Source organism: Nitratireductor aquibiodomus NL21 = JCM 21793 (assembly GCF_000615975.1).
In the GTDB taxonomy this organism is placed as follows: domain Bacteria; phylum Pseudomonadota; class Alphaproteobacteria; order Rhizobiales; family Rhizobiaceae; genus Nitratireductor; species Nitratireductor aquibiodomus.
The window spans coordinates 30802-45592 of record NZ_BAMP01000013.1 but is presented as its reverse complement, the minus strand read 5'-3'; the positions used below and the strand labels follow the sequence as shown (position 1 = coordinate 45592).

Genomic DNA, 14791 nt, shown 5'->3' with positions numbered 1-14791 from the left:
CTCCATCGCCCTCAGCTCACCTTTCTGCCCAGCCGGTCAAGCATGCCAAGGCATTCTTCGAGCTGTTCCAGAGAAACGAACTCGTCTGCCTTGTGCGCCTGTTCGATGGAGCCCGGCCCGCAGATGACGGAGGATATCCCCGCTTTCTGGAAAAGCCCCGCCTCCGTGCCGAACGCCACCACTTCCGCCTCGGTGAGACCGGTAAGCTCCGAAACGATCTGCCGCGCCTCCGATTCGGTTACCGGCTCCAGCCCGTCCACCTCACCGATCACATGGGTGACGATGTCAGCGCCCTCAAAAACCGCCTTCATGACTGGCTTCAGCTCGGATTCGACAAACGCTCGGATACGGTCTTTCACAAAATCCGCATCCTCATTGCGCACCGGGCGCATTTCCCATTCCACGGAGCAGTGGTCGGCAATCACGTTGCGGGCCGCACCACCCGAGATCGTGCCGACCTGAAGCGTCGTCCAGGGCGGATCGAACCGGTTGCCCTTCGGCGCACGCGTCTTCAGATCCTCGGCCAGCGCCATGAGCCGCGAAATATAGCGCACCGCATATTCAACCGCATTGACGCCGCGTTCAGGAGAAGAGGCATGGCCGGCAAGCCCGCGAAACTCGGTCGTGTATTCAAAGCAGCCCTTGTGACCCTCGATGATGCGCATCATGGTCGGCTCGCCAATGATGGCGACGGAGGGCCGGATTTCCGCCCGCTCCAGCTCCTCCACCAGCGCGCGGGCACCAAAACACCCGACCTCCTCGTCATAGGTGAAGGCGAAATGCATTGGCCGTTTCAGGTCCAGCTCGGCAAAGTGCGGCGCCATGGCGAGCGTGCAGGCGATGAACCCCTTCATGTCGCACGTGCCACGGCCATAAAGCCTGCCATCTGCTTCACGCATGGCGAACGGATCGCTCGTCCACTCCTGCCCCTCAACGGGAACGACGTCGGAATGGCCCGAAAGCACGATACCGCCATCCCCTTCGGGCCCAAGCGTGGCAAACAGGTTCGCCTTGTGCCCACTCTCGTCCAGCGTCATTGAAAGCCTTGCACCGAGCGCGCTAAAAAGCTCGCTGGCATAGGCGATCATCTCCAGATTGCTCTCTGCCGAAATGGTGGGAAACCCCACCAGATCGGACAGGATGCGCGTCGTGTTTTCCAGCGTTTCGGATCGCATGGATCAGTTCTTCACGATCAGTTCGCGCGGGCGGCGGCAAAGCGCCTCGGCCGGGCCATCTTCCGTGATCAGGATGCTTTCGGTGATTTCCAGCCCCCAATCGGCCATCCACAGGCCCGGCATGAAATGGAACGTCATGCCCGCTTCCAGAATTGTCTCGTCCTCGCGGCGCAGCGAGATTGTGCGCTCGCCCCAGTCTGGCGGATAGGAAATGCCGATCGGATAACCGCAGCGCCCGTCCCGCGTGATGCCGGCCCGCTCCAGCGCGCCATAGAGCGCATCGGCGATCTGGCCTGCGCGGTTGCCCGGCCGCGCGATCTCCAATCCCGCCTCGATGCCTTCCACCAACGCCTTTTCCGCATCCAGCATGTGCTGCGGCGGCGTGCCGAGAAACACGGTGCGGCAGAGCGGCGCGTGGTAGCGGCGATAGCAGCCGGCGATTTCGAAGAAGGTCGCATGCCCCTGCTCGAAGCGCCGCCCGTCCCAGGTCAGATGCGGTGCGGCGGCGTCGGAGCCCGTCGGCAGTAGCGGCACGATGGCCGGATATTCGCCCCAGTCATCATCGACGCCGCGGATCGCGTCGGCATAGATCTCGGCCACCAGATCGTTTTTTTTCAGGCCCGGCTCGATGCGCTCGACAATGCCGTCGATCATCTTTTCGGAGATCCGCGCCGCCCGGCGCATGAAGACGATTTCCTCGTCAGATTTCACCGCACGCTGCCAGTTCACCAGCGCCGTCGCGTCCACAAAGGTGGCGTTGGGCAGTTCTTCCTTCAAAACCAGATAGGCCTTGGCGGAGAAATAGTAGTTCTCCAGCTCCACGCCGACCCGCTTGTTACCGAAGCCGTGGGCGCGCAAAATTTCGGCCAGATGCTGCATCGGATGCAGCGTGTTGGCCTGCACATAGTGGTCGGGATAGCGCAGCACCCGGTCGTCATCCATATAGACCGTGCGCACGGCGCCGTTCCCGTCCATCGACCGGCCCCACCAGATCGGGTCGGCATCCTTGAAGACGATCACCCCCTGATGGACATAGAACGACCATCCGTCATAACCCGTCAGCCAGGCCATGTTGGAGGGATCTTCCACGAACAGAACATCGATACCCTTCGCCTCCATGGCGTTGCGGGTCTTTTCGAGGCGAGCGGCATATTCCTGCGCGCTGAAGGGCATTTCGGCTGCTGGCATGGTTCCTCCAAAAAGCGAAAGACCGGACGCTTTTGCACCCGGCGAAACCGTACACCGGAAAGGCAATTCGCAACCTTGTGTACAACTATTCCATGATCACATTTTCGAGCCGGTGAATCGCAGGAAAACGACATCGAATGTCGCTACTTCTATTCCCGAGCCAACGATGTTGTGTACAAATCAGCACCATCACGCTGCCTCGCAGACAATCCGGGAGATTTTCATGAGCCACAGGGCTACGCTTGCGCTGGCAGACATTCTGGCCGCGCGTCGCCGCATTGCCGGTATTGCGACACTCGATACCCCTCTCCCGCCCTCGCCCTTTCTCAGCCGTCTCGCGGGTGATGACGTCCTCCTCAAGCTCGAAATCGGACAGGCAAGCGGCGCCTTCAAGCTGCGCGGTGCCGCCAATGCGGTCCTCACCCTGCCCGGCGACGCCACCGGCGTGGCCTGCTGCTCGACCGGCAATCATGGCCGCGCGGTTGCCTATGCGGCACGCGCGCGTGGCCTGCGCGCCGTCATCTGCATGTCGAAGCTGGTACCGGAGGCGAAAATCGCCGGCATCAGGGCGCTTGGTGCCGAGGCCCGCATCATCGGCGCAAGCCAGGACGAAGCGCAGGTCGAAAGCCGCCGCCTCGCCGAGGAGGAAGGCTTCTGTGAAATCTCGCCCTTCGACGATCTGGCCGTCATCGCCGGTCAGGGCACGATAGGGCTTGAGCTCCTGGAACAGCGCCCGGATCTTGAAACCGTGCTCATTCCTTTGTCGGGCGGCGGGCTCGCCGGCGGCATCGCCTTTGCCCTGAAGGCGATCAAGCCCTCCATCCGCGTCATTGGCATCACCATGGAGCGGGGTGCAGCCATGCACGCCTCGCTTGCCGCCGGAATGCCGGTCGCCATCACCGAGGTGGCGAGCCTCGCCGATTCGCTTGGCGGCGGGATCGGGCTTGAAAACCGACATTCCTTCGACCTTTGCCGCAATCATCTGGATGATGTCGTGCTCGTCACCGAGGAAGAAATCTATCGCGCCATGCAGGCGCATTATTTCGAAGACCGGCTGGTGTGCGAAGGGGCGAGTGCCGTCGGTACCGCCGCCCTCATGGCCGGCAAGATCTCCGGAAGAATCGGCCCCACCGCCACGCTCATCACCGGACGCAATGTCGATATGCAGATCTTCACCGACATCGTCTGTGGCCGCGATGTCGCGCTCGGCGACACGATCATCAAGGGAGCGCCCCATGCCGCATGACATTCTCGTCCTGACCGAAGCCGATCTGCGCAAGGCCATCCGCCTCGACCTTGAAGCCATCGACGTGGTGGAAGAAGCCTTCCGCGCGCTCGCCTCCGGCCAGGTCATCATGCCGCCCATCCTTTCCATGGACATTCCGCAGGTTCATGGCGAGGTGGATGTGAAAACCGCCTATATTCCCGGCTTTGAAGGCTTCGCCATCAAGGTCAGCCCCGGTTTCTTCGACAATCCGAAGATCGGCCTGCCGAGCCTCAATGGCCTGATGATCCTGTTTTCCGCAAAAACCGGCCTCGTGGAGGCGCTTCTGCTCGACAATGGCTTTTTGACCGATTTGCGCACCGCGGCCGCCGGCGCGGTCGCCGCCCGCCATCTGGCTCCGCCCGAAATCGAAACCGCCGGCGTCATGGGAACCGGCGTGCAGGCCCGCCTGCAAATGATCGCCGCGCATCAGGTGCGCCACTTCTCCCGCCTTCTCGTCTGGGGGCGCGATGCGGCAAAGGCAAAAGCCTGCGCCGCCGAACTGGCCGAAACCCTCGGCATCAACGTTAGAGCTGAAACGGACCCGGCCAGCCTCGTCGCCCAAAGCCAGCTTGTCGTCACCACCACGCCGGCCCGAGAACCTGTTCTCAAAGCCGATTGGCTGCATCCGGGGCTCCACATCACCGCCATGGGCTCCGATCAGGAAGGCAAGAACGAGATCGAGCCGACGGCTCTCACCCGCGCCGATCTCTACGTCGCCGACCGTGTGAGCCAGTGCGAAAAACTCGGCGAACTGGCAGCCGCGATTCATGACGGCGTATGGCATGGCGGCACGCCACCCGAACTCGGAGACATCGTTTCTGGAGCCGGTACCGGCCGCACCGGCGATGACCAGATCACCATCTGCGACCTCACCGGAACGGGCGCGCAAGACACGGCCATTGCCACATTTGCGCGCGCCCGGGCCTTGACAGCGAAGGCCGGGACGACGATCCAGAGCTGACCATGCTCAAGCTCGACGATCGCGATCTCAAGATTCTCGGTATCCTTCAAAGGGAAGGCCGCATCTCCAAGGCGGCGCTGGCCGAACGCGTCAACCTGACGCCGCCCCCCTGCTGGGAGCGGCTGAAACGCCTTGAAAAGGCGGGGATCATCACCGGCTACCGTGCAGAAGTGGCGCTGGCGAAGCTCACGCCCCACATTGCCGTTTTCATGGCCGCCGAACTTTCTGGCCACCGCGCGGAAGACTTTCAGCGATTCGAACGCAGCGTGCAGGACATCGATGAAATCAGCGGCTGCTGGGCTGTCGGCGGCGGGTTCGACTATATCCTGCAGATCATCGCACGCGACATCGACGCCTATCAGCGGCTGGTCGACAGGCTTCTTGAGATGAATGTGGGTCTTGCGCGCTATTTCACCTACATCGTCACCAAGCCGGTGAAGCAGCCGGGCGCGTTTCCGCTCGGAGTTCTGGTGAACACCGACGAGACGGCGCAGAAGGAATAGTGGGCGCGGGCCACGAAGTTCAGAAGAAACCTTGGTGCGCCCTGCCAAGATCGTCAGAAAATTTGGCGACCCGAACGGCATAATCCCAGTCGATCCATAAACTGGAAATCCGCTTGGGAGTGAGCCGATGTCCGCTATTGCAGCCCTTCAGAAAACCGCCCTGTCCGATCTCGCCGATCCGCGTCTGTTCCGCGAATACGCCTATGCGAATGGCCACTGGATCGCCGCCCCCGGCGATCCAGTGGTGGATGTCTACAATCCGGCCGATGGCGCGCGGCTCGGCTGCGTTCCGGCACTCACCGCAGAGCAGGTTGGTGAGACCATCGAGGCAGCGCACGCAGCCTTTCCCGCATGGGCCGCCCTTCTCCCACAGGAGCGCGCGCAGATCCTGATGCGCTGGTACGATTTGATCGTCGCCGCCAAGGAGGATCTCGCCCATCTCATGGTTCTGGAACAGGGCAAGCCGCTGTCCGAAGCGCGCGGCGAGATCGATTACGCCGCCTCCTTCGTCTCCTTCTACGCCGAGGAAGCCAAGCGCGTTTCGGTCGAGAGCGTCGCTTCGCACCTGCCGGGCGCGGACATGCAGGTTTCGCGCGAGCCGGTGGGTGTCGCGGCCCTCGTCACGCCATGGAACTTCCCCTCCGCCATGCTCACCCGCAAGGCGGCAGCCGCCCTTGCCGCCGGCTGCACCGTGGTCGCGCACCCCTCTTCCGAGACGCCGTTCTCCGCACTCGCCCTTGCAGAACTCGCCGAGCGCGCCGGCGTGCCGGCAGGCGTCTTCAACGTGCTCACCGGCAAGGCAGCCGAAGTCGTCGGCGCGATGACCGCCTCAACCCGTGTGCGCGCCGTCTCCTTCACAGGCTCCACCGAGATCGGCCGCCTGCTCTACGCGCAGTCCGCGCCGACCGTGAAGCGTCTCATCATGGAGCTTGGCGGCCATGCGCCCTTCATCGCCTTTGCCGATTGCGACCTCGACCACGCGGTCGAGAGCGCCATTTCGGCGAAGTTCGCCACCTCCGGACAGGACTGCCTTGCCGCCAACCGCTTCTATATCGAGCGCCCCATCTACGACGCCTTCGTCGCCGCATTCGCCCGCAAGGTCGAGGAACTGACGGTCGGCAACGGCCTCACCGATCCCGATATCGGCCCGCTCATCCATGAGCGCGCGGTCGCGAAGCAGAAAGAACAGGTCGCCGATGCGCTTGAAAAAGGTGCGCGGCTCGTAACAGGCGGAAAAGTGTCGCGGCACGGCCCCACCTTTTTCGACCCCACAGTTCTGGCCGATGTGCCCGAAACAGCCCTCATCTTCCGCGAGGAGACGTTTGGGCCGATTGCCGCCTTCACGCCCTTCGACGACGAAGCGGACGTGCTCGAAAAGGCGAACGACACCGAAACCGGCCTCGCCGCCTATCTGCACACGCAGGACCCCAGCCGCATCGCCCGCCTTTCGCGCGGTCTCGAATTCGGCATGGTGGCCGTGAACCGCACCAAGATCACCGGCGCGCCCATCCCCTTCGGCGGGGTCAAGCAGGCGGGCCTTGAGCGCGAGGGCTCCCGCCATGGGCTGGAAGCCTTCACCAACATCAAATATGTCTGCCGCAACGTCGGTTGAGCAGCGCTGAATACAGTTTGAGACGAACAGGAGAGTGACATGCTGTTGAAGAACGACCAACTCGACCAGTGGGACCGCGAGGCCTTCTTCCACCCCTCGACCCACCTGGCCCAGCATGCGCGCGGCGAAAGCGCAAACCGCATCGTGACCGGCGGCAATGGCGTCTATATCGAGGACCGCGACGGCAAGAAGCTGCTCGACGCCTTTGCCGGCCTCTATTGCGTCAATGTCGGTTATGGCCGCACCGAGATCGCTGATGCGATTGCCGAGCAGGCCAGGGAGCTTGCCTATTACCACGCCTATGTGGGCCACGGCACGGAAGCCTCCATCAAGCTCGCCAAGATGATTGTCGACCGCGCGCCTGAAAATATGTCCAAGGTCTATTTCGGCCTCGGCGGCTCCGATGCCAACGAAACCAACGTCAAGCTGATCTGGTACTACAACAACATACTAGGCCGCCCCGAGAAGAAGAAGATCATCTCGCGCTGGCGCGGCTATCATGGCTCCGGCCTGATGACCGGCTCGCTGACCGGGCTTGAGCTCTTCCACAAGAAGTTCGACCTGCCGCTTGCCCAGGTGGTCCACACCGAAGCGCCCTATTACTACCGCCGCCCGGTCCTTTCCATGAGCGAGGAGCAGTTCACCGCCCATTGCGTGGCGGAGCTCGAAGCGCTGATCGAGCGCGAGGGCGCGGACACCATCGCCGCCTTCATCGGCGAGCCCGTGCTCGGCACGGGCGGCATCGTGCCGCCGCCGGCCGGATACTGGGCCGCGATCCAGAAAGTGCTGCGCAAGCACGACATCCTTCTCGTCGCCGACGAGGTCGTGACCGGCTTTGGACGCCTCGGCTCCATGTTCGGTTCCATCCATTACGACATGGAACCCGACCTCATCACCATCGCCAAGGGCCTCACCTCGGCCTATGCGCCGCTTTCCGGCTCCATCGTCGGCAAGAAGATGTGGGAAGTGCTCGAGCGCGGCACGGATGAATATGGCCCGATCGGCCATGGCTGGACCTATTCGGCCCATCCGATCGGCGCGGCAGCCGGCATCGCCAATCTCGAATTGGTCGACAAGCTCGGTCTCGTGAAGAATGCCGGCGAGACAGGCGCTTATTTCGTCAACGCCATGCGTGATGCCATTGGCGACCACGCCCATGTCGGCGAAGTGCGCGGCGAAGGCATGCTCTGCGCCGTCGAGTTCGTGAAAGAGCGCGAGAACCGCTCCTTCTTCGACGCTTCCGAGAAGATCGGCCCGCAGATGGCCGCAGCCCTTCTTGAACAGGGCGTCATCGGCCGCGCCATGCCACAGGGCGACATTCTGGGCTTTGCACCCCCGCTTTGTCTGACGCGCGAAGAAGCAGACACGATTGTCGATGCGACCGCCAAGGCCGTGAAGAGCGTCTTCAAGGCTGATCTCCAAACTTGGGCGCTTCGGGGCCTTGCCCCGGAGCGTCAATTCGGCCATCTCTTCTCCCAGTCATCTGGGAGAGTTTCATGGCCGATTTCGTTTTTCCGCCCGCCCCGCAGCCCTCCGTTGCCGTTTCCGGCACCGAGGCGCGCTTTCCCGTGCGGCGCATCTTCTGCGTCGGGCGCAACTATGCCGCCCACGCGCGCGAAATGGGCCATGATTCGGACCGCGAGCCGCCATTCTTCTTCACCAAACCGGCTGACGCCGTGGTGGATACCGACACGGTGATCCCCTATCCCAGCCTGACCAAAGATCTTCACCACGAAATCGAGATGGTCGTCGCCATCGGCAAGGGCGGCAGCAACATCGACCCGGCCCATGCGCTCGACCACGTCTATGGTTATGCGGTCGGTCTCGACCTCACGCGGCGCGATCTTCAGGGCGATGCCAAGAAAAAAGGCCGACCATGGGACTGGGGCAAGGCGTTCGACCGCTCGTCGCCCTGTGGCCCCATCGTGCCTGTTGCCGAGACCGGTCACCCGTCTGAGGGCCGCGTCTGGCTCGCCGTCAACGGCGAAATCCGCCAGGAAGGCGATCTGGACGAGCTGATCTGGCCCGTGGCCGACGTGATTGCACTGTGCAGCCAGGCCATGGAGCTGAAGGCCGGCGATCTGATCTATACCGGAACGCCTGCCGGCGTCGGCGCGCTTGAGCCGGGCGATCAGGTGGAAGGCGGCGTCGACGGCATCGGCGAGATCGCCATCACCATCGGCGAGGCCTGAGATGAACGAGATCGTCCTGCACAATTATTTCCGCTCCTCCACCTCTTACCGGGTGCGAATAGCCCTCGCCATGAAAGGCATCGACTATCGCTATGCCGCGCATCACCTGCGCCATGGCGAGCATCGCGGCGAGGCTTATCTGTCGGTCAATCCGCAGGGCCTCGTGCCGGCGCTGGTGTGGAGCACGGTACGATGATCGCGCAGTCCATGGCGATCATGGAGTTTCTGGACGAGACGGTGCCCGAGCCCCCGCTCCTGCCCGCCGATGCGCATGGGCGCGCGCGGGTTCGCATGCTCTCCCAGATGATCGCCTGTGAAGTCCATCCGGTGAACAATCTGCGCATTCTGAACGCGCTCAAGGAGCGTTACGGCGCAGACGACGCCGAAGTCGGCGCATGGTTCCGCCACTGGGTGAATGCCACGTTCGAACCGCTTGAAAAGATGCTCGCCGAGAGCCCGCAGACCGGCGCCTTCTGCCATGGCGACACGCCCGGCATGGCCGATATCTGCCTTGTGGGTCAGGTTACCAACAACAAACGCTTCGACGTCGACATGACGCCCTATCCCGTCATCCAGCGCATCAACGACGCCTGCATGGAACTGGAAGCGTTCCGGAAGGCCGCGCCGATGAACCAGCCCGACGCGGAATAGGCCGCTCAGGCGGCCTTGTCGTCGAGAATCAACATGATGATGGTTTCAGCGGCAAGTGCGGGCGTTTCCTCGCCCTCGATTTCCACCTCGCCGTGATGACGGATGAGAAGCCGGCCCGGCGCCTTTTCCTCGATGCCCTTCAGCGTGCTGCGCAGCCGCACGCGGCTGCCGGCCTTGACCGGCGCCAGAAAGCGCAGCCGGTCGAGCCCATAATTGATGATCGTGCCCAGATGCACCGGCCACGCGCCACAGTCATAAGACAGGCTCGATAAGAGCGACAGCGTGAGGAAACCGTGCGCGACAGGTTTGCCAAACGGGCTTTCGCGCTCCGTGCGCTCGCGATCCACATGAATCCACTGGTGGTCGTTGGTGCAGTCGGCGAAACGATCGATCATCGACTGGTCGACGACCACCCAGTCGGAAACGGTCGTGTCCACGCCGATCTCATTTTCCAGAACATGCGCGTTCATCGTCTATGCCTTTCTGAAATGAATTCGTCTGCAAAATCTGGTCTGAGGCGTCAGAACGAGCATGGCTGCGCTTTCCCCGCCGACCGGTTCCCAGATTTGTCGCGCGAATATTGTGCATTGCAGCACGAATAACAAGGCAAAGCGGTCATACGTGAAATTGCGCAACTCAGCGATTGCCTGCATAAAGTTGATTGAATTTATCAGATTTATGCCGACTCACTCTGGAATTATTCTAAACAATAAGCCATATTGCGGGAACGATATGTGAAAGGACTGTTATGCGCCTAACGCGACAAACCAATTATGCAATCCGGATTCTGATGTATTGCGCCGCCAATGAGGGTCGGCTCAGCCGCATCTCGGACATCGCTGAGGCATACTCCCTGTCCGACCTGTTCCTGTTCAAGATTCTGCAGCCGCTTGTCGAGCACGGCTTTGTCGAGACCGTGCGTGGACGTCATGGCGGTGTTCGTCTGGCGAAACCGGCCGGCGACATCACTCTGTTCGATGTCGTGCGCGTCACCGAGGACAATTTCGCCATGGCGGAATGCTTTGAGAATGACGACGCAGAGTGCCCGCTGGTCGAAAGCTGCGGCCTCAATGAAGCGCTGCGCAAGGCGTTGAACGCCTTCTTCGAAGTGCTGGCCGGCTATACGATCAGCGATCTCGCCGTCGGCAAGCCGGATATGCGATTACGGCTCGGTCTTGACGAGTTACCCGAGCGTGTAGCGGCACGCTAGGCTCAGGAAGGACCGTACGCAGACGGTCCTCATCCTCCGAAAATGTTCTGACCCTAAAGCTGCGCTGACTGTGGCAGCACATAGGGAAGATCTCCACCTGGCGGAACACCCACCTGAATTCGGCACTCGAACACGTCGGACACAAGCCGATCGTTAAACACATCGGCAGGCGTTCCCGCCGCGACCAGCGTCCCGCGATGCATCATGGCCACCTGATCGGCAAAGCGCGCGGTTAGGTTGAGATCGTGCAGAACCGCCAGCACACCACCGCCGGCAGAAGCAAACCCGGCGGCAATGTCCATGATGATCAGCTGATGCTTGATGTCGAGGCTTGAAACCGGCTCATCGAGCAGAAGGTAGCGCGGCCTGCCGTCGAGCACCGGTTTCCAGACCTGGCAGAGCACACGGGCGAGCTGGACACGCTGCTGTTCGCCGCCCGAAAGTTCCTGATAAAAACGCCCGGCAAATCCTGCGAGATCAACGCGCTCAAGAGCCTTTTCGGGAAGCCTCGTCTGCTCGGCCGGGCCAGCGCCTGACCGCCCGCCCAGAAGCCCCAGCTTGACCACCTCGCGCACCGTATAAGGGAAGGAGAGCGAACTTGCCTGCGGCAGAACGGCCCGATGCGCGGCAGCCTGCCATGGCTGCATGTGCCGGAGCGCTTCGCCATTGATCCGCACATCGCCATCATATGGCAGGTCGCCAGATACCGCCTTCAGAAAGGTGGTCTTGCCCGATCCGTTGGGCCCGACAATGGCCGTCACGGTGCCCGGCTTCACCGACAGTGTCACATTGCGGAGAATGAGCCTGCGCCCGACCCGCACCGAAAGATCTTCGACATCGATCGCCATCACAGATCCAGAATCCCCCTCTGGCGCAGCAATATCCACAGGAAGAACGGCGCACCGAGCGTCGCCGTGACAATGCCGATCGGCAGCTCCGCTGGTGCTACCACAACACGGCTGATCGCATCGGCCACCAGAAGCAGGCTCGCCCCCAGAAGCGCCGAAGCCGGCAGCAGGTAGCGATGTTCGGGGCCGATGGTCAGCCGCAGAAGATGCGGCACAACGATGCCGACAAAGCCGATGCCGCCGGCCACGGCAACCGAAGCGCCCGTTGCCGCCGCCACGGCCAGAATGGCGGAGTTCTTTACCCGCTGGACCCGCACGCCAAGATGGTTGGCGGTCGTCTCGCCCAAAACCATCGCGTCGAGCCCGCGTGCCAGGAAGGGCGCTGCAGCAAGGGCTGCAAGGATGATCGGCCCGGCAGCCCAGATTTTTGCCCAGGTGGCCCCCGCCAGAGAACCAAGCCCCCAGAAGGTCAGGTCCCGCAGCTCCTGATCGTCCGCGACGTAGACGAGCATGCCCGACAATGCGCCTGCGAGCGCGCCAAGCGCTATGCCGGCAAGAAGCATGGTGGCGATCGATGTCTGCCCGCGCCGTGTCGCCACCCGGTAGAGGAGCAGGGTCGACACGAGCCCGCCGCAGAAAGCGGCCAGCGGCAGAGCATAAATGCCGAACATGCCGATCACCGGAGCAAGCATCGTGTTGCCGAGCACGATCACCGTGATGGCGCCAAGCCCCGCGCCGGACCCCACACCGACAATGCCCGGGTCGGCCAGCGGGTTGCGAAACAGTCCCTGCATGACAGCGCCGGAAACAGCCAGCGATGCGCCAATCAGGCTTCCGAGCACCACACGCGGCAGGCGGATGTCGCCGATGACCACCCGGTCGCGCAGTGAGAGGGCATCTGCTCCACCGCCCAGCCAGCCCGAAAGCACCGCCCAGAACGACGTATCGGATGCACCCGATCCAAGACTGAACAGAAAAAGAAACGCGTAGAGCAGGATCAGGGCCAGAATGACCAGCCGTGCCCGCGCCGAACGGTCGCCACTCGTATCAACATGCCAGCGCCATCGTGGCGCCGGTGCGGCATTGTCACGTAACGCCATGCTATTCGGTCACCGTTTCCGAACCGTTCAGAGCGCTGGCCAGATCGCGCACCGCGCCTGCAGTCCGTGGGCCGAAGCCCAGAAGATACGAACCGTCCATCCGTATCAGGGTTCCCTTCTTTCCGGCCGGAGTGCTGGCGAAAGCGGGGTGTTTCAGCACATCCGGCCACCCTCCGTGCCCCTCGCGCTCCATCATGAGAACAACCTCCGGAGCCGCCGAAATCACGGCCTCGTCAGTCACCTGCTTGAAGCCGGACATCGTGTCCATCACGTTGACCCCGCCCGCCATGCGGATGATGCCGTCTGCGGCCGTATTTCTGCCTGCGGCCATGACCCGCCCGCCGCGCATGCTGAGCACGAAAAGCACGCGCTTCCCGTCAGCCTGCTTCTGCGCTTCCGCTTCGGCGGCATCGAGATCGGCCTTGACACGGAGCGCGAGCATTTCGGCTTTTTCTTCAACGCCCAGAGCGGTGCCAACCACGCGAATCTTGCGCAGGATTGCCTCTCGGTCATAGCCTTCCGGAACTTTTACGAGGGGCACGCCGGACGTCTCAAGCACATCCATCGTTTCCACCGGCCCACTTCCTTCCATGGCCAGTATGGCACTCGGCTCGACGGAGAGCACGCCTTCGGGCGAAAGCGCTCGCATATAGCCGATATCGGGCAGTTCCTCCGCCTCTGGCGGATAGGTGCTCGTCGTGTCGCGCGCGACAAGCCGCTCTTCCTCGCCAAGACTGTAGACGATCTCGGTAACGGCACCGCCGATCGTCACCAGCTTCGAGGCGTCGGAGAACGGCTGAATGGCCTCGTCCGCAACGGCGGGAGTGAATGCTGCACCGAGAGCAATGAGCGCACTCACCACAAGCCGCCCCAACCCTCTTCGCGTCACTGAAGAAATCGCTTCACGCATGGTCCGCCAGTCTCCCTGGATCCCGGCCCGATTTCCGTAGTGCACGGGACAGTCCAATCAATTGATTTCACCAGACGAAGACAGGGAGCGAGACTCCCCGTCCAGGAAGGTCAGTCAGGCCACCTGCCGGCATTCGCGCCGTGGCAAGCCTTCGACCATGGAACGCCAGTCGCTTCGCTCGGCATGTCCTTCGAGGCGTTCCCCGAAGAACTGGGCGATCAGTTGCCCGTCGGCGCCATAAGCTCCATGGAGGTGACATGACCGTCTCTGGTCGGTTTGCGAACGGCCCAGAGTTCCTTCACGTGGTCTGTTCGCAGATGAAGATTGAAACCGGGGTCAAGAATGTTGATCCATGGTCCCATCGGCTTCACCGTTTCGATCGCGCCCGTATGGATCTGGATACATCCGCTGCTGCCGACGAAACACATGATCGGCACTGTCTCACGGACCGCCTGATGCAGCATCTGTGTCAGGGCGTCGTCCCCCAGCCGCCAGGCGTAGTCCTCGCCGATCAGGTGGACGGCCTGATGGCGCGTCAGTTTCAGCTTGCGCAGGATGTTGAAGAGCTGATGCACATCCGTCATCGTGCTCCAGCGCTCGCGCAGCACGTCGGCAGCCGGCAGGTCGTCGGTGACAATCTCCTCGATAATTTTCTCTGCCTGAACCTCAAGCGGAGCCTGCTGGTCCGGATGAAGGAGATCCTCGACGAGTTTCTGATAGGCGTAGAGGTTCGACTTCGGCCTCAGATGCACCTTGTGCACGGCATCACCCGCCTGATCGAAGAACTGCAGGCTGCGCCGCACATCGTCTCCATCGCGCTTTTCCACCGCAAAGCCGAAGGCCCAGCGGGAGGGAAATATGCGCAGATCGATGTCGCGGCCCAGAACCAGCGCATGCTGCGCGCCGGCGGTAATCTTCTCGTAAACGCCGACCTTTTCGTGGACGGCGCTTTCGTTGCGCGTCAGGGCCATCACCTCCCCGACGGCTTCGAGGGCCGGGAGAAGATCGGACACGCGCGGCTCGATACGGGTCACGCCATGGCCCACATGCGCGGCCAGCAGTTCGGCCTCAGAAATGCCCAGCGAAATCGCCAGGTCCCGCTCGCGCATCTTGGGATTTTCGTCACGGGCGCGCCTGATCGCCTCGGGCGCGCGTACTGTCTGAACATTCATTC

12 protein-coding genes and 3 pseudogenes are annotated in these 14791 nt (G+C 62.4%); 8 read left to right on the top strand and 7 right to left on the bottom strand.

The window, feature by feature from the left end; all coding sequences use genetic code 11:
• Positions 1–11 precede the first annotated feature (11 nt).
• Complete coding sequence (argE, locus tag JCM21793_RS05875; RefSeq protein ID WP_025029760.1) at positions 12–1175, bottom strand: acetylornithine deacetylase; 1164 nt, start codon at positions 1173–1175, stop codon at positions 12–14.
• A 3-nt stretch (positions 1176–1178) separates the two neighbouring features.
• A complete protein-coding gene (doeA, locus tag JCM21793_RS05870) occupies positions 1179–2363 on the bottom strand; it encodes an ectoine hydrolase DoeA (RefSeq protein ID WP_025029759.1) in 1185 nt (394 codons plus the stop codon).
• 223 nt (positions 2364–2586) lie between these two features.
• On the opposite strand from doeA, the gene eutB reads away from it, so the two are divergent.
• The 7 genes and pseudogenes from eutB to maiA all read left to right on the top strand — a co-directional run bounded on the left by eutB (position 2587) and on the right by maiA (position 9549).
• Positions 2587–3609: a hydroxyectoine utilization dehydratase EutB gene (gene eutB, locus JCM21793_RS05865; protein WP_025029758.1), complete on the top strand. Its 1023-nt coding sequence runs from the start codon at positions 2587–2589 to the stop codon at positions 3607–3609.
• Positions 3599–4591 carry a cyclodeaminase gene (locus tag JCM21793_RS05860; protein ID WP_025029757.1) on the top strand — a complete coding sequence of 331 codons (993 nt, stop codon included), beginning with the start codon at positions 3599–3601 and terminating at the stop codon, positions 4589–4591. Before eutB ends, JCM21793_RS05860 begins: the two co-directional genes overlap by 11 nt.
• A 2-nt stretch (positions 4592–4593) precedes the next feature.
• On the top strand, positions 4594–5094 hold the full coding sequence (locus tag JCM21793_RS05855; protein ID WP_025029756.1) for an Lrp/AsnC family transcriptional regulator: 501 nt from the start codon (positions 4594–4596) through the stop codon (positions 5092–5094).
• A gap of 127 nt (positions 5095–5221) precedes the next feature.
• A complete protein-coding gene (locus tag JCM21793_RS05850) occupies positions 5222–6706 on the top strand; it encodes an NAD-dependent succinate-semialdehyde dehydrogenase (RefSeq protein WP_025029755.1) in 1485 nt (494 codons plus the stop codon).
• 42 nt (positions 6707–6748) lie between these two features.
• A pseudogene (locus JCM21793_RS05845) lies at positions 6749–8110 on the top strand (aspartate aminotransferase family protein); the annotation flags it as partial.
• 92 nt (positions 8111–8202) lie between these two features.
• Entirely contained in the window at positions 8203–8898 is a 696-nt protein-coding gene (locus tag JCM21793_RS05840) for a fumarylacetoacetate hydrolase family protein (protein ID WP_025029753.1), read from the top strand.
• A 1-nt stretch (position 8899) separates the two neighbouring features.
• Positions 8900–9549, top strand: a pseudogene (maiA, locus tag JCM21793_RS24405) (maleylacetoacetate isomerase).
• A gap of 5 nt (positions 9550–9554) precedes the next feature.
• Here the strand turns inward: maiA and JCM21793_RS05830 are convergent.
• Positions 9555–10019 carry a MaoC family dehydratase gene (locus JCM21793_RS05830; RefSeq protein WP_025029752.1) on the bottom strand — a complete coding sequence of 155 codons (465 nt, stop codon included), beginning with the start codon at positions 10017–10019 and terminating at the stop codon, positions 9555–9557.
• 278 nt (positions 10020–10297) lie between these two features.
• Here JCM21793_RS05830 and rirA point away from each other — a divergent pair, with 278 nt between their 5' ends.
• Positions 10298–10759 carry an iron-responsive transcriptional regulator RirA gene (rirA, locus tag JCM21793_RS05820; protein ID WP_007006804.1) on the top strand — a complete coding sequence of 154 codons (462 nt, stop codon included), beginning with the start codon at positions 10298–10300 and terminating at the stop codon, positions 10757–10759.
• Positions 10760–10812: 53 nt separating this feature from the next.
• Here the strand turns inward: rirA and JCM21793_RS05815 are convergent, their stop codons facing one another.
• The 4 genes and pseudogenes from JCM21793_RS05815 to JCM21793_RS24400 all read right to left on the bottom strand — a co-directional run bounded on the left by JCM21793_RS05815 (position 10813) and on the right by JCM21793_RS24400 (position 14789).
• Positions 10813–11607, bottom strand: a complete 795-nt coding sequence (locus JCM21793_RS05815; RefSeq protein WP_007006805.1) for a heme ABC transporter ATP-binding protein — start codon at positions 11605–11607, stop codon at positions 10813–10815.
• Positions 11607–12707 (bottom strand): FecCD family ABC transporter permease, encoded by a 1101-nt coding sequence (locus JCM21793_RS05810; protein ID WP_025029750.1) that lies wholly within the window; start codon positions 12705–12707, stop codon positions 11607–11609. Before JCM21793_RS05810 ends, JCM21793_RS05815 begins: the two co-directional genes overlap by 1 nt.
• A gap of 1 nt (position 12708) precedes the next feature.
• Positions 12709–13617 (bottom strand): heme/hemin ABC transporter substrate-binding protein, encoded by a 909-nt coding sequence (locus JCM21793_RS05805; protein ID WP_025029749.1) that lies wholly within the window; start codon positions 13615–13617, stop codon positions 12709–12711.
• Between the two features lie 114 nt (positions 13618–13731).
• Positions 13732–14789 (bottom strand): annotated as a pseudogene (locus JCM21793_RS24400) (hemin-degrading factor).
• Between the last annotated feature and the right edge of the window lie 2 nt (positions 14790–14791).